At 49.2% G+C, this 19,428-nt stretch carries 14 protein-coding genes and 1 tRNA gene; 12 read left to right on the top strand and 3 right to left on the bottom strand.

The annotated features are described in order from the left end of the window. Positions 1–162 precede the first annotated feature (162 nt). The 7 genes from ACFQ1C_RS09030 (at position 163) to ACFQ1C_RS09000 (ending at position 8,728) form a co-directional block, all read left to right on the top strand. On the top strand, positions 163–423 hold the full coding sequence (locus ACFQ1C_RS09030; RefSeq protein ID WP_379558276.1) for a helix-turn-helix domain-containing protein: 261 nt from the start codon (positions 163–165) through the stop codon (positions 421–423). A 60-nt stretch (positions 424–483) separates the two neighbouring features. After that, positions 484–1,404 carry an ROK family protein gene (locus ACFQ1C_RS09025; RefSeq protein ID WP_379558275.1) on the top strand — a complete coding sequence of 307 codons (921 nt, stop codon included), beginning with the start codon at positions 484–486 and terminating at the stop codon, positions 1,402–1,404. A gap of 61 nt (positions 1,405–1,465) precedes the next feature. Beyond that, positions 1,466–2,077, top strand: a complete 612-nt coding sequence (locus ACFQ1C_RS09020; RefSeq protein WP_379558274.1) for an FKBP-type peptidyl-prolyl cis-trans isomerase — start codon at positions 1,466–1,468, stop codon at positions 2,075–2,077. 255 nt (positions 2,078–2,332) lie between these two features. After that, a complete protein-coding gene (gene dapB, locus ACFQ1C_RS09015; RefSeq protein ID WP_379558273.1) occupies positions 2,333–3,145 on the top strand; it encodes a 4-hydroxy-tetrahydrodipicolinate reductase in 813 nt (270 codons plus the stop codon). Between the two features lie 424 nt (positions 3,146–3,569). Beyond that, a complete protein-coding gene (gene carA / locus ACFQ1C_RS09010; RefSeq protein WP_379558272.1) occupies positions 3,570–4,706 on the top strand; it encodes a glutamine-hydrolyzing carbamoyl-phosphate synthase small subunit in 1,137 nt (378 codons plus the stop codon). 18 nt (positions 4,707–4,724) lie between these two features. After that, on the top strand, positions 4,725–7,952 hold the full coding sequence (gene carB, locus ACFQ1C_RS09005) for a carbamoyl-phosphate synthase large subunit (RefSeq protein WP_379558271.1): 3,228 nt from the start codon (positions 4,725–4,727) through the stop codon (positions 7,950–7,952). A 572-nt stretch (positions 7,953–8,524) separates the two neighbouring features. Further along, positions 8,525–8,728 carry a cold-shock protein gene (locus ACFQ1C_RS09000; protein ID WP_188630930.1) on the top strand — a complete coding sequence of 68 codons (204 nt, stop codon included), beginning with the start codon at positions 8,525–8,527 and terminating at the stop codon, positions 8,726–8,728. A 56-nt stretch (positions 8,729–8,784) separates the two neighbouring features. Here the strand turns inward: ACFQ1C_RS09000 and ACFQ1C_RS08995 are convergent, their stop codons facing one another. The 3 genes from ACFQ1C_RS08995 to ACFQ1C_RS08985 form a co-directional block, all read right to left on the bottom strand. Next, positions 8,785–9,114, bottom strand: a complete 330-nt coding sequence (locus ACFQ1C_RS08995) for a TusE/DsrC/DsvC family sulfur relay protein (protein ID WP_379558270.1) — start codon at positions 9,112–9,114, stop codon at positions 8,785–8,787. 42 nt (positions 9,115–9,156) lie between these two features. Continuing rightward, entirely contained in the window at positions 9,157–11,373 is a 2,217-nt protein-coding gene (yccS, locus tag ACFQ1C_RS08990; RefSeq protein WP_379558269.1) for a YccS family putative transporter, read from the bottom strand. Between the two features lie 514 nt (positions 11,374–11,887). Continuing rightward, complete coding sequence (locus ACFQ1C_RS08985) at positions 11,888–12,547, bottom strand: Bax inhibitor-1/YccA family protein (RefSeq protein ID WP_379558268.1); 660 nt, start codon at positions 12,545–12,547, stop codon at positions 11,888–11,890. 275 nt (positions 12,548–12,822) lie between these two features. Between ACFQ1C_RS08985 and ACFQ1C_RS08980 the strand changes: the two genes are divergently transcribed. The 5 genes from ACFQ1C_RS08980 (at position 12,823) to ACFQ1C_RS08960 (ending at position 19,409) form a co-directional block, all read left to right on the top strand. Further along, positions 12,823–12,913 (top strand) — tRNA-Ser (locus tag ACFQ1C_RS08980). Positions 12,914–12,993: 80 nt separating this feature from the next. Continuing rightward, positions 12,994–13,689, top strand: coding sequence for a TIGR01621 family pseudouridine synthase (locus ACFQ1C_RS08975; protein WP_379558267.1), 696 nt, complete (start codon positions 12,994–12,996; stop codon positions 13,687–13,689). Between the two features lie 46 nt (positions 13,690–13,735). After that, positions 13,736–14,425 (top strand): SDR family NAD(P)-dependent oxidoreductase, encoded by a 690-nt coding sequence (locus ACFQ1C_RS08970; RefSeq protein ID WP_379558266.1) that lies wholly within the window; start codon positions 13,736–13,738, stop codon positions 14,423–14,425. Positions 14,426–14,586: 161 nt separating this feature from the next. Beyond that, positions 14,587–17,583: a phosphoenolpyruvate--protein phosphotransferase gene (ptsP, locus tag ACFQ1C_RS08965; RefSeq protein ID WP_379558265.1), complete on the top strand. Its 2,997-nt coding sequence runs from the start codon at positions 14,587–14,589 to the stop codon at positions 17,581–17,583. Between the two features lie 50 nt (positions 17,584–17,633). Further along, positions 17,634–19,409, top strand: coding sequence for a PTS fructose-like transporter subunit IIB (locus ACFQ1C_RS08960; protein ID WP_379558264.1), 1,776 nt, complete (start codon positions 17,634–17,636; stop codon positions 19,407–19,409). Positions 19,410–19,428 lie beyond the last annotated feature (19 nt).

Genomic DNA, 19,428 nt, shown 5'->3' with positions numbered 1-19,428 from the left:
ACAGCGCCGTATTGGTCTTTGGAGAGCGTTAGGTGAGTCTTTTTTAGGTTTTTTTTGATAAAAAGACCGTAAGAGCACAACGAGTCTATTTTGTGGTGTTAAACTTATGATTTCCAAGGATGGTTCATTATGTTATCGAAACTTCGATAGGAGTAGCAAAGCATGAATCCAGATACCAGCTTAGTCGGTAAAAAAATCCGCCAAATTCGTGAAACGATGGGACTTAGTCGGCCCAAGTTCGCGGAGTTACTTCAGGTGCCACCTACCACATTAAAAAATTATGAATTAGGCTATCGAGAAGTGGGAGGTGCCTTTTTAGTGGCATTGGCCCAACATTCCGAGTTACATAAGTACACTTTATGGCTATTGACCGGAAAAACCATAGACAGTGTTGGCCAAATAGCCCCCGAACAAGGTGATTAGCCCGTTGTTTGATGGGCTTCACAACGGTTAATCAAGAGTGGTCAGAGTTAGGATAGTTGAATGTTTTACGGTGTTGATATCGGCGGCAGCAAAATAGCCCTTGCCGTGTTTGATGAACAAGGCGAAGAGCGCGAGCGTGCTGTGTATATCACGCCACAAACGACCTATTTTGCGCTTATTCAGTTAGTGTGCGAATGGATAATAGGCGCCGATAAACGTTGGCAAACCCAAGGTCGCGTCGGTGTTGGCTTTCCTGGCATAAAAGATGCTCAGGGCCGATTACTGGCGCCTAATGTGCCGGTTATTCATGGGCAATATCTGCAACAAGACTTACAGCAGCGTTTGGCGAGAACGGTGTATGCAGATAACGATGCCAACTGTTTTTTAATATCTGAATATCATGATGGGGCGGCTGCATCGGCCAAGCTAGCACTGGCGATCACACTTGGCACCGGTATCGGTGGTGCGCTAATACATGAAGGAAAGCTGGTAAATAGTCGGCGTGGTGGCAGTGCTGAATTTGGCCACGGGGCAATGAATGCGGGGTTGTTAGCGCGTTACCCGCAACTTCCTTTATTTACGTGCGGCTGTGGTTTGCTGGGGTGCTTAGAAACCTATGCTTCTGGCACCGGATTGGCTCGGCTCTATCAACATCTTAATCAAGCAACTCCTAACGATGCATTACTTGGTCCTGCAATTATAACTGCTTGGCAAGATGGCGATGCGAGTGCTTGCAGGGTTATGTCATTGTATTTTGATGTGCTGGCCTCGGGACTAGGCGGCCTTATGACCCAGCTTGACCCCGATCTCGTCGTGCTGGGCGGTGGTTTAAGTGATGAAGACTGGTTATACGAAGAGCTGAATGCTCGGATCCCTGAATACCTTATGCGCAATGTGACTCCTGCTCCTCTTATTCCTCCGGTCTTTGGAGGTAGTGGAGGAGTACGAGGTGCTGCATTATTGGCCAAGCGAGCGGCTTGACCATTTAGCTAGCCGCGATATTTTGTTAGCATGCTTCTTTTACCCAACCAAAGGGAACGTCATGTCGTCATATGAGACAGTAGAGCTAAAGGCCAGCTACGGTGTTGGTCGTCAAATCGGTGATCAATTGACTCAGCAGTCTTTTGAAGGCCTAGAAGTATCAGCCGTACAGCAAGGCTTAGCAGATGCCATCGCCGGTGTAGATTTCGCCGTGTCTCGCGAAGACATTAATAGTGCGTTTCAGGTGATCACTCAGCGTATGCAAGAGCTGCAAGCAGCGCAGTCTTCTAAAGCGAAAGAAGCAGAAGATGAGTTTTTAAGCACAAACGGTGCGCGTGCTGAAATAGCACAAACCGAGTCTGGCCTGCAATACGAAGTATTGGTTAAAGGTGACGGCGCTGTTCCTGCAGAAACTGATACTGTAAGCGTTCATTACCACGGTACCTTTATTGATGGTTCTGTATTTGACAGTTCAGTCATGCGCGGTGAGCCTGCTCAGTTCCCAGTTAACGGCGTAATCAAAGGCTGGGTAGAAGCCCTGCAACTGATGCCTGTTGGCTCTAAGTGGAAACTGTACGTGCCACACGACTTGGCCTACGGCGAACAAGGTGCCGGAGCTATACCACCGTGTGCCACGCTGGTGTTCGAAGTTGAACTTCTAGAAATCGCGTAACTTATAAAAAACCGGCAACCGCCGGTTTTTTTATGCCTACCAAATTTCGTTTAAAAGCCCGCGCTTATCTGGCAAACTTCTGCTACTAATTATGAAATACTGCGTTAAGCCTAAATACAGCCATAAGCCGTCAGCCATAAGCCGTCAGCTATAAGCTGTCAGCTAAAAAGACGAGGGCTTTTTTTTGGAAAGCTTCTAGCTTATAGCTCATCACCGTATCTTGGTGGTTACATTAATAAATAAAGGAAGAACAGCATGACAAATCCGGTTCGCATTGCCGTAGCTGGTTGTAATGGACGTATGGGAAAAGTATTGGTGGAGTCAGTGACTCACACTCCTGGGGTGACCCTCACGGCCGCGATTGAACATTCTGGCTCCAGCGTGTTGGGTGCCGATGCCGGTGAACTGGCAAACGTCGGGCGCTTAGGTGTTATCGTTACTGATGATCTGGCCGCCGTTATCGATCAGGTTGATGTGATCATCGATTTTACCCGCCCCGACGCGACATTGGCCAACATTGCATTGGCACAACAGCACGGCAAGCGGTTGGTTATTGGCACCACCGGTTTTGATGATGCACAAAAAGCACAGATCCAAGTAGCTATTGCCGATACGGCGATGGTTATCGCATCTAATTACAGTGTCGGCGTCAACTTGGTGTTCAAGTTACTTGAGCAAGCCGCCAAGGTAATGGGCGACTATACCGATATTGAAATTATTGAAGCCCACCACCGCCATAAAGTGGACGCTCCGTCGGGTACGGCATTAAGTATGGGAGAGGTGATTGCCAATACCCTCGGCCGTGACTTAAAAACGTGCGCCGTGTACGGGCGTGAAGGTATAACCGATGAGCGAGATCCTAACACCATTGGTTTTGCTACCGTGCGTGCGGGCGATATTGTGGGTGAGCATACCGTGATGTTTGCTGATATTGGTGAACGCGTAGAAATAACCCATAAAGCGTCTAATCGTTTGACGTTTGCCAATGGTGCAGTGCGCGCCGCGGCCTGGATCGCAAAGCAAGATGCAGGCTTATACGATATGCAGGATGTGCTTGATTTAAAATAGATAAAAGCACAGCGCTAACGCCCCGCACCGGTTAAAGAGAGTACATAATCTTTAAGCTGGAGCGGGGCGTTTTTATTTACCTAGCCCTTAATTTATTCTCATCCCTTATTGTTTTTTATTGACAGCTTATTGTTTTTTTATTGATGGTTTATTGTTTATTTTAATGTGAACAATGGTATGGCGTGAGCGCTTTATTGCATTTTTATTTATATTTCTTATTTTTTTATTATTTATGTGGTTCTTTTCGCATTTTTTATAATGGTTAATCGTTTTTTAATGAAAGGATTTGTTGAAGGCATCGCTTTTATATAGAGTGAGCAGAATTTGCCCAGTATTAGCCGAAGTGTGGTTATGGCTCACTCAGACCTCACTTCGGGACAACCAGGTAAATTGTTGATTTTATAAAGTTAACTCGGAGGTTGTCTTGACACACACAGCGCTGCTGGTACTAGAAGACGGAACCGTCTTTCATGGTACAGCCATTGGTGCCGACGGTTGTTCCGTTGGTGAAGTGGTATTCAATACCTCGATGACGGGGTATCAAGAAATACTCACCGACCCGTCTTATTCCCGCCAAATGGTTACTCTTACTTACCCTCATATAGGCAACACCGGTACTAATTCAGAAGATAAAGAGTCAGACCATATTCATGTTCAAGGTTTGATTATTCGTGACCTCCCTCTAATAGCCTCAAATTTTCGCAGCCAACACTCTCTGTCTGACTACCTCAAAGCCCATAATATAGTGGCTATTGCCGATATCGATACTCGCAAGCTCACGCGAATTTTGCGTGAAAAAGGAGCTCAGGCTGGATGTATTGTTGCTGGTGCAAACTTGGATGAAGCCAAAGCATTAGCCGAAGCGAACGCCTTTCCTGGTCTTAATGGCATGGATCTAGCGAAAGAAGTGACCGTTGCCGAGTCTTACACTTGGCACCAAGGGAGCTGGAGCTTAGGCGAAGGGCATAGCGAACCAGCCGATGCCGACTTACCTTACCATGTGGTGGCTTATGATTATGGCGTTAAGCGCAATATCTTGCGCATGCTCGTTGACCGCGGTTGTCGGGTAACGGTCGTGCCTGCACAAACCTCAGCAGATGACGTATTAGCCCTAAAACCCGATGGTGTCTTCTTGTCGAATGGCCCCGGTGACCCACAAGCCTGTGACTATGCCATTACGGCAATTAAGCGCCTGCTAGACACTGATATTCCGATGTTTGGTATCTGCTTAGGCCATCAATTATTAGGTCTGGCTAGCGGTGCCAGCACAATCAAGATGAAGTTTGGTCATCATGGTGCTAATCATCCGGTTAAAGATCTCGAGAAAAATACCGTGATGATTACCAGTCAAAACCACGGTTTTGCCGTGGATGAGTCAAGCTTGCCGGCCAACGTACAAGTGACACACCGATCGTTATTTGATGGCACGGTGCAGGGCTTTCGGCGAACCGACAAGCCGGCGTTCAGTTTTCAAGGGCATCCCGAAGCCAGCCCAGGCCCAGGTGAGGCCGCAGGTTTGTTCGACCATTTTATCGATTTGATTAAGCAATACCGCGCGTAAAAAGGAGTAGGTAGAGTCATGGCAAAACGTACAGACATACAGAGTATTCTGATCTTGGGCGCAGGCCCTATCGTGATTGGTCAAGCCTGTGAATTCGACTACTCCGGTGCCCAGGCCTGTAAAGCCCTGCGCGAAGAAGGCTACCGCGTTATTTTGGTGAACTCTAACCCCGCCACTATTATGACCGACCCGGAGATGGCCGATGCCACCTATATCGAGCCGATTCACTGGGAAGTGGTACGTGAGATCATCAAAAAAGAACGTCCCGATGCTGTATTACCAACTATGGGCGGTCAAACTGCACTTAACTGCGCTCTAGACTTAGAAAAGCACGGCGTGCTGGCCGAGTTTGGCGTAGAAATGATTGGTGCCACTGCCGATGCAATCGATAAAGCAGAAGACCGCAGTCGTTTCGATAAAGCAATGAAAAGTATTGGTCTTGCCTGCCCCCGAGCCGGCATCGCCCGCACACTAGAAGAAGCTTATACAGTACAAGCTGAAGTGGGCTTTCCTTGTATTATTCGCCCCTCGTTTACCATGGGTGGTACTGGCGGCGGTATTGCGTATAACCGCGAAGAGTTTGAAGAAATTTGTACTCGTGGCCTAGATTTATCACCGACTAACGAGCTGTTGATCGATGAGTCACTGATTGGCTGGAAAGAGTACGAAATGGAAGTGGTGCGCGATGTTAACGATAACTGCATTATCGTCTGCGCTATCGAAAACTTCGACGCCATGGGCGTGCACACCGGTGATTCTATTACCGTGGCGCCTGCGCAAACACTGACCGATAAAGAATACCAGATCATGCGTAATGCCTCCTTGGCCATTTTGCGTGAAATTGGCGTAGAAACCGGCGGCTCGAACGTACAGTTTGGTATTGAACCGGATACCGGGCGTATGGTGGTGATTGAGATGAACCCACGGGTATCACGCTCATCGGCACTGGCTTCTAAAGCCACCGGTTTCCCGATTGCAAAAATTGCCGCCAAGTTGGCTGTGGGGTATACCTTAGACGAGCTGCAAAACGACATTACCGGTGGCCGCACCCCTGCATCGTTCGAGCCGGCCATCGATTATGTAGTGACTAAGATCCCGCGCTTTAACTTTGAAAAGTTTGCCGGCGCTAATGACCGCTTAACCACCCAAATGAAGTCGGTAGGTGAAGTGATGTCGATTGGCCGTAACTTCCAAGAATCCTTGCAAAAGGCACTGCGCAGCCTAGAAACGGGGCAGCACGGATTAGACCCCATTGTCGACTTAGCCGATACCGACAGCATGGCGCGTATTCGTCACGAATTGAAAGAGCCCGGTCCAGAGCGGATCTGGTACATAGGCGATGCTTTTCGTGCGGGTATGAGCATGGACGAAATATTCATGCTTACCAACGTCGACCCTTGGTTTTTGGTGCAAATAGAAGACTTAATTAAGCTCGAAGGGCAGGTGAGTGAGTTGGCTATTACCGACTTAACACCAGCGTTGTTACGCAGCCTTAAGCGCAAAGGCTTTGCCGACATTCGTTTAGGTAAGTTGCTGGGTCTATCGGAAGATGAAGTGCGCAAGCTGCGCCATCGCTTCGAGATTTTCCCCGTCTATAAACGGGTAGATACCTGTGCCGCAGAATTTGCCACCGACACTGCTTATCTGTACTCATCTTATGATGAAGAGTGTGAAGCTCGCCCGTCTAGCAAAGACAAAATCATGATCCTCGGCGGTGGCCCTAACCGTATCGGTCAGGGCATTGAATTTGACTACTGTTGCGTGCATGCATCTTTGGCGCTGCGTGAAGACGGTTATGAAACCATTATGGTCAACTGTAACCCAGAAACCGTTTCTACCGACTACGACACCTCTGACCGTCTCTATTTTGAGCCAGTGACATTAGAAGATGTGTTAGAAATCGTGCGCATCGAACAGCCTAAAGGCGTGATTGTACAATATGGTGGTCAAACACCGCTGAAGCTGGCGCGAGCCTTAGAAGCGGCCGGTGTGCCGATTATTGGTACCAGTCCCGATGCCATCGACCGTGCCGAAGACCGTGAGCGTTTTCAGCAGGCGATAGAGCGTTTAGGTCTGAAGCAACCAGAAAACGGCACGGTCACCGCCATGGAGCAAGCGGTAGTAGTGGCCGAGCGCATCGGTTATCCGTTGGTAGTTCGTCCGTCTTATGTATTGGGTGGGCGCGCCATGGAAATTGTCTATGACGAGCAAGACTTGCGCCGCTATTTTAAAGAAGCGGTCACTGTATCTAACGAGTCCCCGGTATTGCTAGACCGATTCTTAGATGACGCCATTGAGGTCGACGTAGATGCTATTTGTGATGGCTCAGACGTGGTTATCGGCGGCATTATGGAGCACATCGAGCAAGCGGGAGTGCACTCCGGTGACTCAGGTTGTTCACTGCCGGCTTATACCCTAAGCCAAGCGGTACAAGATGAGATGCGCGAGCAAACGCGCAAGCTGGCCTTAGAGCTGGGTGTTATCGGCTTGATGAACATCCAGTTTGCGGTGAAAGGTAGCGACATTTATCTGATTGAAGTCAATCCACGCGCCGCCCGTACCGTACCATTTGTATCTAAGGCCACCGGTGTGCCGTTAGCTAAAGTGGCCGCTAGAGTGATGGCGGGTAAGAGCTTGGCCGAGTTGGGGGTGACCGTTGAGGTCATTCCACCGTATTTTTCGGTAAAAGAAGTCGTGTTACCGTTCAATAAATTTCCAGGCGTGGATCCGCTGTTAGGCCCAGAAATGCGCTCAACCGGTGAAGTGATGGGCGTGGGTGACACCTTTGGTGAAGCCTTTGGCAAGGCGTATCTAGGTGCTGGCAAGGCGGTACCAACCAGTGGCCGTGCGCTACTCTCGGTGCGTGACAGCGACAAGAAGCGGGTTGTAGAGCTGGCTAAGGCCTTATTAGCGGCCGGTTTCGAGTTGGATGCCACTCATGGTACGGCAGTGGTATTGGGTGAAGCCAATATTAATCCGCGCTTAGTGAACAAGGTGCATGAAGGTCGACCTCATATTTTGGACCGTATCAAAAATAATGAGTACACCTATATAGTGAACACCGTAGAGGGGCGTCAAGCCATTGAAGATTCGCGGCAGTTGCGCGGTGGAGCTTTGGCGCAGAAGCTGGCGTACACCACCACCCTCAACGGCGGCATTGCGACGTGTATGGCCATGGCCTTTGATGCCACCTCCTCGGTGATATCAGTACAAGAAATGCACGCCCGTATCGCGAACAGTCAATAAATTTAGTCAGTAGGTTATTCGCAATAAAAAAGCGCCGCAAGGCGCTTTTTTATTGCGTAAAAGACCACAAAAGATACTAAATCTAATACTAATCACATTAAGTATTTGGTCAGGTGTTGGGTCGGAACGTCAGAGGTAGCACAGCCGCCTCCCATGACACGCTACGAGTACATCCATGCAAGCTCGGACATGCCATCTGTTTTTGCCACGACTCCTTGCTACAAGCAGTACGGAAAAGTACGGACTAAGGGCAACAAAGACAATAAGCGAAAGAGCCCATTTATTGTAAGGACTTAACTCGCTAAAAACTCGGCCTTAGTTTTAATTCCCCCCCGTGGGCTTCATGTGTTCCGTCACTGTTCTTTTGCCTAGGGCTGGTAAATGACGACAATAAAGTTTGACCTAATCCCCCGACTCCCGTAGAGTGTTCTCCAGCAAAAGATTCAAGTTAGCGCGGCCGTTGTACATTGTTCGTTCCTTATGGCACTACAGTCACCAAGCTTCCCTTATTTGATATTTGTTGCATTTTCCGAGCATACGCTCGTCACACTAAAATAAAGGTAAGAGTTATTATGGCTACTGGTACCGTAAAATGGTTCAACGAAGCAAAAGGTTTTGGTTTTATTACTCCTGCAGACGGCAGCAAAGATTTGTTCGCACATTTCTCTGAAATCGTTGGTAGCGGTTTTAAAACTCTGGCAGAAGGCCAGCAGGTATCTTACACCGCTACTGAAGGTGCTAAAGGTCCTCAAGCTTCACAAATCGAAGCTATCTAATTACCCCTTGGGTAATACAGATACTAAAAAAACCCGCTTCGGCGGGTTTTTTGTATTTAGAGACATTTAACAGGCTTAGGTAAACCGGCTAGCTTGGTGGCTTGTTTAGCTGGGCCTTTGGGAAATAGTCGATATAAATAACGGCTATTACCTTTTGCCTCGCCGAGCTCTTTGGCCATGGCTTTTACCAAAGCTCGCATGGCCGGAGAGGTGTGGTACTTAATATAAAAATCGCGCACAAACTGCACCACTTCCCAGTGCTCCGCACCCAGCGTAATACCTTCTTGCTCGGCCAGTATGGCCACCATCTCTGGCTGCCACTCTTGGTGGTGCTTAAGATACCCTTGAGTATCAGTCGCAATAGTGCGGCCTTCAAACTCGAACATAATGCGTCCTTTATCTACTTTTATTGAGTGAGCCGCGTGATATTACTCAAGTTTGTCCGCAGCGGCATCTGTTGTTGTTTCTTGCTGTTGAAAACCTTCAGCCAATTGATACAGATCGTTCACCAGTAAGGTGATATGACCTAGTAACTGTTGGCTGAGGATTAACCATTCATCATCTTTATTGTCGGTATCGATGCTCTCAGTATTATCCCGAACTAGAGTTGCCTCACTCGTGGGTAGCGGGACGGAGGGGGGCAGGGCGTGCTGACAGCGTAACGCCTTAGCCGCCGCCTGCAATAGACTGACTAACCGTTGAATTTGCGCACTGTGTGCTTGTTGTAATAAGTGACTTTGGGCGCGATGAGCACCTAGCGTAGACAGATAAGATAACAGGGCGTGATTACGATAGGCAATATCGAAGCATAAATTAAGCCAGTATTTTGGGACGGGCTCAACCCGAATATTTTGCCAAGCCAGTGCCAATTGATTATCGGCCAAATGGGCTTGTTTGCGTGGTAACCGATAGTCGAGATCCTCATTCCTACCAGCCGAAAACTGCTCTGCAATGGCAGCTAAGTAATTGGCATTGGCGTCCATGGCATCGGCCATTAACCGTGGTAAATGGCGGCGCTGCCAGTCGGGCCAAATAAACCATACCGCCACAAAAGATAACAAGCACCCTATTAAGGTATCAAATAGTCTGGGCAACCAAACTAGCTCGCTTACGCCGCCTTGTAAATTAAACGCCAGCAACACGAACAAGGTAACAAAGCCCACCGCCCAGCTGTAATACACCTTAACTTGCGTAAAAAAGATAAATGCACCCAGCAGCAATATCATCAGCTGTGCGCCAATAGACGGAAACAGGTACAGCAAGGGCACGGCGACTAAAATGCCGCCCAGCGTGCCCAAAATACGTTGTACTAGCCGTTTTCGTGTGGCACTAAAGCTGGGCTGACAGACAAACAAAATAGTCAGTAATATCCAGTAGCCACGCTCGAGCTCCAGATAGGCAATTAGGCTGTAGCCCAGCGCAAAGCACAGACACATCCGCACACAATGGCGAAATAGCAACGAGTCAGGGTGCAGAAGCGCTTTTAGTTTTGGCCAAAACGGTTGGCGCTGCGGCTGAGCTAACTCAACAGAAATAGCCTCGGGCAGTGGTTGGCGCTGAGTGAGGGCTTCGGCTCGCACCAGTGCCTGATGTAAATGTGCCATATTACGGCCTAAGTATTTCATCGGGCTGAGTAGCGCTGGCGGGTAATCTTGCTGCAGGTGGCTGTAATTCAGTTGGTCTTGCAGCGCACTTAACTCCCAGGTAATGCGTTTGCTATGGTGATAGGCGTTGTGGGTTAAAATAGAGTAGCCTAACTTATAGCAAGACTCCCCAAGCGCAACCAATAGCGTTTGATAGCCACTTAACACATCGACCTGTTTTAAATCTTGATTCAGTTGTTGGTAAGAATAATGACTGGACGTAGCACGCTCGTGCATGTCTTGCACTAGTAAATACAGCGCTAAAAGCCGCCCTAGCTCTTCTTGTTGAGGGTGCTCCCCTTGCCCCTGAATACGACGATTGAGCATTTGTTTGGTGTTTTCTAATGCGCTCACCAGCTGAATATTCATTTGCGCCAATTGATGGCGCAAATGCTGATGTTGCTGCTCGGGGCTATCAAAAAAACGTGATTTCTCTAATAAGTAACGCGACAGCGAAAAGTAGCATTGTGCCAACTGCTCGTGTACCTGTTTATAAGGCCAAATCAACAACACCAGCCAAGACAATAGGCCATACCAAGCCGCCCCTAAAGTAAGCAACATGGGCTGATACCAAAAAGACGGGCTGTCAGGGTGCCCCTGCATCGCATACAGCGAGACTAATAAAATACCAAAGCCTAATGTACTAGCAGTGGAGCCCCAAGCCCCCATTAAGATCAGCCCTAAGGTACTTAATATTAAAAACGGGCCAAATAATAACGGTGTATCAATAAGCAGTGTTACTAGGCTAATGGCAATAAAAAAGCACACCAAACTTAATAATAAATGGCGTAAGCGGCCTTTAGGATCTTGGTCTACCTCGCTAAGCGCCCCCGCCATAACGCCCAAGATAAGAGTAACGGCGGCCGGTGTTTGCTCTAGCCACCAGCCGGGCAGCAATAGGCTGGCCATGGCTAGAAAGACTTTGATGGAAAAAAAGAAATGACTGTTGGTGAATACTCGTCTAAGCCAAGAAATGGCGGGGTAACTTACGGCAGATGACATTAAATGGCTCACAATAGACGGTTAATCGGGTAAAGGGGCAGATGTAAAGGGTGAAGGGTTAAACTACACTGCCTTCTATAGACTAAATTTTTTTCGCCACGGAATACACGGAAAAATTAAGGCTGAGCATAAGGGCGAGCTTCTCAAGGCACAAGATCTTACAATAAGTAGGTACTTTACCCTTTTATCTTTATTATCCTCGTCCGTGTATTCCGTGGCAAAAATAGGTTTTATACCAATCTCTGTAGCCTCTTCTTCAGTACCGAGTGGTCTGTAGATAGCGCCAAAAGGCGGCTCCACAGCCTAGGGGCGGATAAAGGGATCGGCTCCACCGACCATCACATAACAGGGATGTTATGTGTTTGAGCGCCACAGGGAGGTGCTTGCAGCGCGTCGGTGGAGTTGACCCTTTGTTCGGCTTCTACAGTGTAGCTAAATAGATTAGTTACTTTCTCAGGTTGGTATTAGGTATAAAAAAAGCCCCAACAGGGGCTTTTTTAAAGTTACTTTGAACTTAGTCGCGGCTTAAGCCTAACAAGCTCAATAAGCTTAAAAAGATATTAAAGAGTGACACATACAGCGTAACGGTTGCTGAAATGTAGTTACGCTCACCGCCATGAATAATGGCACTGGTCTGCATTAAAATCGCGCCAGATGAGAACAAAATAAACAGCGCACTTAATGCTTGGCTAAGAGCGGGTAGTTGAAAGAAGATGTTAGCGACAATGCCCACCAGCAACACCACAAAACCGGCCATCATCATGCCACCCAAAAAGGACATGTCCTTTTTGGTGGTTAGCACATACGCCGACAGTGATAAAAAGGTAAGTGCCGTGCCACCCAACGCCAACATCACGGTTTCGGTACCACTAGCACTACTGAGGTAGTAGTTGATGATGGGACCAATGGTATAACCGGTAAATGCGGTAAAGGCGAAAATGCACAACAAGCCTAGGCTGCTATCACGATTTTTTTCGGTGAGAAACATCAAGCCATAAAAGCCGACTAGCGTAATAATGAGGCCTGGGCGGGGCAGTGCGAGCATGGCACTCACGCCGGCAGATATAGAGGCTATAACCAGGGTCATCGCCAACAGCATATAGGTGTTACGTAGCACCTTGTTGGTGGCCAGTGCACTCGACTGAGTGTGGGGTATCGAATTATGATATTGCATTCAAGGTTCCTTAGGCTTTATCTCTTATCGGTTAGGCATAATCGCGTGTCGGTTAAGGCACAATCCGATTGCTGTTAAAACGAAACCAATAAGGTGGGAAAATAGTTAGCAACCATTTGGACATAAGACGGCTGGATTGTCGAGTCTTCTCTTGCTTAATTGCAATACGCATTGGTTGAGTTAGCAGCAATGTGAGCATAAAGTGCGCGCTTGCATTAATATTACAATTTATCAGTTTACAAGCGCATCCCTCCTTGGGTAATATGCACCGCGTCGGAGGGGTGGCAGAGTGGTTGAATGCACCGGTCTTGAAAACCGGCATGGGTTTATAGCCCATCCAGGGTTCAAATCCCTGCTCCTCCGCCAAACTATAAAAAGCCCGCTGCGTTTATTCGCAGCGGGCTTTTTGCATTCTCAAGTCTTAAACACGCCTTAGAGACTCAGCTATGGATATTTTACTAACCGACTCCGATTATTTGGTGATTAATAAACCGGCTGGCATCGGTATGCATCAAGAGAACAACGAGCCTGGGTTGGTGCGTTTGTTGAGTGAACATCTAGGCGAGCCGTTATATCCGGTGCATCGACTCGATAAAATGACCACGGGTGTACTATTGCTGGCGCGCACTAGTGCCGCTAACCGCGAGCTAAGTCGCCAGTTTGCCGAACGCAGCACGCGTAAGTGGTATCTGGCACTGTCCGATAGCAAACCCACTAAGAAGCAGGGACTGATTAAGGGCGATATGGAAAAGGCGCGCTGTGGCAGCTGGAAGTTGTCTCGTAGCCTGCTTAATCCGGCCATTACCCGTTTTCATAGCTGCCTGCTGGCCGACCGTTCATTAGTCGGCGATGTGTTAGCAAGCCCTGTACGCGGCTTTTTATTGCAGCCAGAAAGCGGTAAAACCCATCAACTGCGTGTCGCACTAAAAAGCCAAGGTTGCGCTATTTTGGGCGACAGCCGTTATGGCGGCACCCCGGCGGATCGCGGATACCTTCATGCGTGGCAATTAAGTTTTGAATATCGCGGTGAGCGAGTCTGCGTTCGTGCTCCCTTAACTCACGGCCGGCACTTTTTAACGCTAGGTGATCAGCTCACTGCTTGGGCAGACCAATTAATGGTAGAAAAAGCGAGCGGTAATTAAAAGCGGCTACACTCGGTCAATGTTCATTACATTGAGGAGTAACCCCATGCAGTATTGGATTATGGGGGCAGGCGGCATCGGGTGTGCATTGGCACAGGCCTGCCTGGCCCGAGGCGATAAGGTGGTGATGTTCAGCCGCACTCAACCTGCACTCGTTGGTATTCAGTGGCAAGCTGTCGATAATACCGACCAAGTGGCACTCGCCGAGGCCACAGCAGCATATGCCTTGCCCGACAGAGTCATTAATACCTTGGGTATGTTGCACCAAGGCGGGCAGCGGCCAGAAAAGCGTATCGAGCAGCTAAGCGATGCGGCATTTAATAACAGCATGCGCATTAATACGTGGCCAACGCTGGCTATGGCCCAGCTAGTATCGGCAAGATTAACGCGTTCGCACCCGCTGCAATTTGCCGCATTATCCGCGCGGGTCGGCAGTATCAGTGACAATAGAGCGGGGGGCTGGTACAGCTACCGTATTAGCAAAGCGGCGCTCAACATGGCTATTAAAAATATTGGTATTGAATGGCAACGGCGGTTTCCTGCGGCCACCATCGTTGGGCTGCACCCAGGCACGGTAGCCACCGATTTATCGTCTCCGTTTAGATCAGGGTTAGCCGAGGGCCAACTACACTCACCAGAGCAGGCAGCTCTGCATTTATTACAAGTGTTAGATGGTTTGCATCCTGAACATTCTGGCCGATTATTCGCGTGGGATGGCCAAGAGATACAGCCCTAACAGCATTGTTAGGGCCATCTCAATAAAGATAGGTCACATAAGTCGACCACCTACGGCCATTATTTCCATGAGTCATGTTATGGTATTCAATCAAAGCTGTATTTGCTTATCTTCCTATTTTAATTAGGGTAGTCAGCTTAAGTTAATCAGTGGGTGAACCTATGCTTGCATTATCGGTAGAAGATATAAGAACGGACGTTAATTTAGCCGATAAAAACGCGGTAATTCAGGCGCTAGCCCAATGGTTAGAACAAGAAGGCCATGTGGCTAGTGGTTATCAAGCAGGTATGCTGGCGCGAGAAGCCAAAATTGCCACCTATCTTGGGCAAGGCATTGCTATTCCTCATGGTACTCAAGAGTGCCGTCATTTAATAAAAAAAACTGGTATCAAAGTGCTGCACCTGCCACAGGGTGTGGAATGGGGAGGCGGTGAAATAGCCTACTTAGTATTGTGCATTGCCGCTCGTTCAGACGAACACCTCGACATACTTAAGCAGCTTGCCACTACCTTGTCTCAAGGTGATCTACCAACGCGGATAAAAGCCATCACCCAGCCTCAGCAAATACTGCAATTATTACAAAACACGCCTGCGCTTACACCGACACCCACAATTACGAGCGAACTGTTACGCGTAGAACACATACAGACACAGTTAACGTTAAACTCACTGTTGGCGCTAACAGAAAGCGCCATGACTTTAATGCCTTGCACTGTTGCCGAACAAGCGCGACTTAAACAAACGCCGAGCATTCATATTGGGCAAGGTTGGTGGTTAAGCCAGAACCCTGCCGATGATGGGCACACCAAAGCCGCCTTGGTCACGCCGTATACCAATAGCGAGCTGATGACGCAGCAGCCTCCCGTGCGCGGTTTGTTAATGCTGGTCATCGCAGATTTAAGTCATAAAGTATTACTGGATCAATTGCTTGTGTGGTTAAAGACTGAGCAAGGGGCGGAGCTTGCGGCCATTACTCAGGCACACAGGTTATTGGCTGCGTTGCAGAATGGCCCACCGGTAAATACCTCAGTGAGTGAGCGGGTTGAACAGGCGGCCATCGTGCGTAATACCCACGGTATACATGCGCGACCAGGGGCTATTTTGGTACAAGTGGCCAAGCAATATGCTGCAGATGTGCGCGTGCGTAACCAAGATGGTGACGGACAATGGGTGTCGGCTAAAAGTTTAATGAAAATGATCAGCTTGGGGACTAAGTCGGGGCACCAACTGTTATTTTCAGCGGCGGGAAAAGATGCAGATCTTGCCGTAGCAGCATTGGTCAATGCGGTAGAGCAGGGGTTGGGCGAGACGCTTCCCCCGCTTAATGGCGATATTCATGCCGATATTGAACAACAAGCATCCCCCGCTAATGAGTATGATGTTACTTCATCCGTAGCGGCTTCTCTCTCTGCGGCGGCTTCGGGTTCTTCGAATGCTCCAGCTGCTCCGGCTTCTTTGACCGTTCCGCTACAGTCACCATTAGCGGCTAATACTGAGCTGACAGGAGTGTCGGCCGCGGGAGGTATTGCCATAGGGCCAATATTTGTTGATGCGCCACCGCAGTTTAATTACCTCAAACAGGCTGACGATGTCAGTGTTGAGCGAGCCGCATTGGCTGCGGCTATTAGCTTGGCGCGCAGTGATCTAGCGGCTACTCAAGCACAATCGAATGACGAGCAAGGCCGCAACATGTTAGCCATGCACCGCGAGTTGCTGGCAGACTCTTCATTGAGCTTTGGCGTTCACAAGCTAATTAACGAAGGGCTATCAGCCGCTGCCGCATGGTGGAGCGAAACTGATACCGCCGCCACCCGACAAGCCGCCAATACCGATGCGTTATTGGCCGAACGCGCCGCCGATATTCGAGATGTAGGCCGGCGGGTAATGGCTATTTTGTGTCAGAGTCCGGTCATCACGCCACCCGACCATCCGTATATTTGGGTAGCACAAGACATTGGTCCCTCACAGTTAGTGAACTTAGACCCGCAACGTGTGTTGGGTATTGTGACAGTGAGTGGTGGTGCATTTTCACATAGCGCCATTTTGGCATCTGCGTTAGGTATTCCCGCACTGGCCGCAGTCAATGAGACGGTAATGAGCTTGCGTTCTGGCACCGACGCTATTTTAAATGGTGATCAAGGCAGCTTACGTATTAACCCCGACCCGCAAACCCTAGAGCAGGCCCAACAACAACATCAGCAAACACAACAAGATGCAGAGCAGGCGTGGGCCTTGCGCCGCCTGCCTGCCATCACCGAAGATCAGCACTCCATTGAAGTAGGTGCTAATTTAAGTGGAGTAAATGATGCCAGCCGTGTGGTGATGTCGGGAAGCGACGGTGTAGGGCTACTACGCACCGAGTTTGTGTTTATGTCTCAGCACAGCGCGCCCAACTTGGCGACGCAAACGGCGCTTTATCGCCGCCTATTTGATGATCTAGAAGGACGTCCGTTGTTGGTTCGTACCCTAGATGTGGGGGGTGATAAACCGTTGCCTTATTGGCCAGTAGCAAAAGAAGATAACCCCTTTTTAGGTGTGCGCGGCATTCGACTGTGTATGCAGCGTCCCGAATTATTGGCCACTCAAATACGAGCGTTATTAACGGCTGCTAATGACCGACCGGTGCGCATTATGTTTCCCATGATCACTGATATTTCCGAATGGCGCTGGGCAAAGCGGTTAGTGAATGAAATACAGGATGAAATTAAGGCCACTCAGGTTGAGTTAGGCATAATGATCGAAGTGCCCGCAGCGGCGCTGAATGCGGCGGTATTTGCCAAAGAAGTCGACTTTTTTAGTATTGGCACCAACGATCTTACGCAATATACCTTGGCAATAGATAGAGGAAATGGTGAGGTGGCACATCTGGCAGATGCGCTACACCCTAGCGTATTACAATTGATTAAAATGACCGTGGATGCAGCTCACGCGCAAGGTAAATGGGTAGGAGTATGCGGTGAGTTAGCTGCAGACACACAGGCGTTGCCGGTGCTATTGGGGTTAGGTATAGACAAGCTATCGGTTAGCCTAAAGCGCGTGGCCTTGATTAAAGAGCAGGTTAGGCGCGCGAACTTTGGGGCCTGCCAGCAATTGGCCGCGCGTGCCTTGTTGGCCGAAGATGCGCCAAGTGTTCGACGACTGTTGGAGAAGAGCGTATGAGTATTTTAACCATTCATCATTGATGAAGTAGGGCCGAGGAGAGTGTAGCGATGAATATTATCATCATTACTGCGTGCCCCAGTGGTTTAGTGACTAGCTACTTGGTTGCCCAATTATTAGCCCACGCCGCACAAAATCTAGAGTGGTCAGCGTGCGTAGAGTGTCATAGTCAATTAACGGTACGGGATGAATGTAGCACCGCAGACATAGACGCCGCCGATGTGATTGTAGTGGCCTCCGATATTGAGTTGAACCTGTCCCGCTTTGTGGGCAAGCCGCTGTATCGCAGTAGTATTGCTTCCGCATTGAACGACCCGAGCGCGTGGTTGCAGCATGCTCAACTACAAGCCACGCTTTATATTGCCACCGCCGAAGACACTCAACACGACTCACAGACTCAGCTTGTTAGTTTATTGCCTACTAAACCCTCTTCATTTTTTAAAAAGGTAGTCGCGATTACCGCGTGTCCTACAGGCGTGGCGCATACTTTTATGGCGGCTCAGGCGCTAAATGATACGGCAGCACAGTTAGGGGTTAACATAAAAGTAGAGACTCAAGGCTCAGTGGGTGCACAAAATACTTTAACCGCCGAGGATATTGCTAGCGCCGAGGTGGTGATTGTGGCGGCCGACATTGACGTAGATATGGCGCGCTTTAATGGCAAACGCTTATATCGAACCAGCACTGGGCTAGCGCTTAAAAAGCCGCGGCACACCTTAATTCAGGCGTTGGCCGAAACCTATGTGTATCAGACTAGGCAACAAAGCAGTGCTATAGCTGCGCAAGATGAAGTAATAACCAAGCCTTATAAGCATTTGTTGACGGGGGTCTCCTTTATGCTGCCCATGGTGGTGGCGGGCGGCTTAATTATTGCGCTGTCGTTTATGTTTGGCATTAATGCCGCCGACCAAGAGGGGTCGCTTGCGGCGGCACTGATGCAAATTGGCGGGGCCTCGGCGTTTGCCTTAATGATCCCAGTATTATCTGGCTACATTGCTTACTCTATTGCCGATCGGCCCGGTATTGCCCCCGGTATGATCGGCGGTATGTTGGCTAGTACGCTGGGCGCGGGATTTTTAGGTGGCATAATCAGTGGCTTTTTAGCGGGTTACAGTGCGCGCTGGCTGGCGCAAAAAGTGTCGATGCCCACCCATTTATCGGCTCTCAAGCCCATTTTAGTGATCCCACTGTTTGCCAGTTTGCTTACCGGCTTAGTTATGATTTATGTAGTGGGCCCCCCGGTGGCTTGGCTCATGGACTCGCTGACTCACTTTCTAAATAACATGGGTTCAACTAACGCCGTGTTATTGGGGGTATTGATCGGTGCCATGATGTGTTTTGACATGGGGGGGCCGGTGAATAAAGCGGCCTATGCCTTTTCGGTGGGATTATTGGCATCACAAACCTATGGCCCGATGGCGGCAGCTATGGCGGCGGGCATGGTGCCCGCGTTAGGTATGGGCATTGCCACTTTGCTTGCCCGGCGTAAGTTTAATGTTGGAGAGCAAGAAGCAGGTAAAGCCGCTTTTGTGCTGGGACTGTGTTTTATTTCTGAAGGTGCCATTCCCTTTGCCGCGCGAGACCCACTGCGGGTGATCCCATGCTGCATGATCGGCGGGGCGTTAACGGGGGCATTGTCGATGTTATTTGGCGCTAAATTATTAGCCCCTCACGGTGGCGTGTTTGTATTTTTTATTCCCAACGCCGTACAGCAACTCGGCGTATATGCCTTAGCCATCGCCGCTGGCGCCCTCGTTACCGCAATAAGCTACGCCACTATTAAGCGCAGCGACGCACAAATGTTAGGGAAGAGCCGTGAAGGGTGAAGGGACGACATCAAACAAA

This window comes from Oceanisphaera ostreae (genome assembly GCF_042676125.1).
Classification (GTDB): domain Bacteria; phylum Pseudomonadota; class Gammaproteobacteria; order Enterobacterales; family Aeromonadaceae; genus Oceanimonas; species Oceanimonas ostreae.
This window is presented reverse-complemented; position numbering and strand designations above follow the sequence as displayed.

Excerpts from the sequence above, each read along its gene's own strand:
- ACFQ1C_RS08985 (WP_379558268.1), bottom strand. The coding sequence starts at position 12,547 with ATGCAATATCATAATTCGATACCCCACACTCAGTCGAGTGCACTGGCC.
- ACFQ1C_RS08970 (WP_379558266.1), top strand. The coding sequence starts at position 13,736 with ATGCAGTATTGGATTATGGGGGCAGGCGGCATCGGGTGTGCATTGGCA.
- dapB (WP_379558273.1), top strand. The coding sequence starts at position 2,333 with ATGACAAATCCGGTTCGCATTGCCGTAGCTGGTTGTAATGGACGTATG.
- ACFQ1C_RS08975 (WP_379558267.1), top strand. The coding sequence starts at position 12,994 with ATGGATATTTTACTAACCGACTCCGATTATTTGGTGATTAATAAACCG.
- ACFQ1C_RS08960 (WP_379558264.1), top strand. The coding sequence starts at position 17,634 with ATGAATATTATCATCATTACTGCGTGCCCCAGTGGTTTAGTGACTAGC.
- ACFQ1C_RS09020 (WP_379558274.1), top strand. The coding sequence starts at position 1,466 with ATGTCGTCATATGAGACAGTAGAGCTAAAGGCCAGCTACGGTGTTGGT.
- ACFQ1C_RS09000 (WP_188630930.1), top strand. The coding sequence starts at position 8,525 with ATGGCTACTGGTACCGTAAAATGGTTCAACGAAGCAAAAGGTTTTGGT.
- ptsP (WP_379558265.1), top strand. The coding sequence starts at position 14,587 with ATGCTTGCATTATCGGTAGAAGATATAAGAACGGACGTTAATTTAGCC.
- carB (WP_379558271.1), top strand. The coding sequence starts at position 4,725 with ATGGCAAAACGTACAGACATACAGAGTATTCTGATCTTGGGCGCAGGC.
- ACFQ1C_RS09030 (WP_379558276.1), top strand. The coding sequence starts at position 163 with ATGAATCCAGATACCAGCTTAGTCGGTAAAAAAATCCGCCAAATTCGT.
- yccS (WP_379558269.1), bottom strand. The coding sequence starts at position 11,373 with ATGTCATCTGCCGTAAGTTACCCCGCCATTTCTTGGCTTAGACGAGTA.
- ACFQ1C_RS08995 (WP_379558270.1), bottom strand. The coding sequence starts at position 9,114 with ATGTTCGAGTTTGAAGGCCGCACTATTGCGACTGATACTCAAGGGTAT.
- ACFQ1C_RS09025 (WP_379558275.1), top strand. The coding sequence starts at position 484 with ATGTTTTACGGTGTTGATATCGGCGGCAGCAAAATAGCCCTTGCCGTG.